This window comes from Polaromonas sp. P1_G2 (assembly GCF_056405515.1).
The window spans coordinates 1-382 of the sequence record NZ_JBFUBY010001576.1; the positions used below are offsets into that span (position 1 = coordinate 1).

1 protein-coding gene is annotated in these 382 nt (G+C 59.4%); it reads right to left on the reverse strand.

Annotated features, from left to right (window positions below; genetic code table 11):
* Positions 1 to 162: 162 nt before the first annotated feature.
* On the reverse strand, positions 163 to 382 hold a 220-nt coding region (locus tag AC1D0P_RS31615), incomplete at its 5' end, for a hypothetical protein (protein WP_477680336.1).

A 382-nucleotide genomic window follows, 5' to 3' on the forward strand; every position in this document is an offset into this window, starting at 1 on the left:
TTGAAGGGCCGAAAGCAGCCCGAACTCGATCCGGATGAATTGACCCGATCCGACGCATTGGCCGAGGCCGTGCGGGAAAATCGCGACCCTTATGTCGTCAAGACCGACCTCGAAGATAATGACGAGCGCGGACCGACACCGGACATGAAGGAACAGCCGTAGTCAGTCCAGTCGCTCTCGGGGCCAGTATTTGTCGTCGGCGTAATCGGTCGGGATTGGATCAAGCCCGGCCAGCGTGTCGGCGACCCAGGCGATCTGGATCTTGAGATATTGCAATGCTTTCGGGATCGGTTCGCCTGTGACGAGATTGCGGGCTCGCCAGCGTTCATATCCCGATTCCCGAATGCGGCGGGCCGCTTCCGCCTGGACATCCGATTTAGAG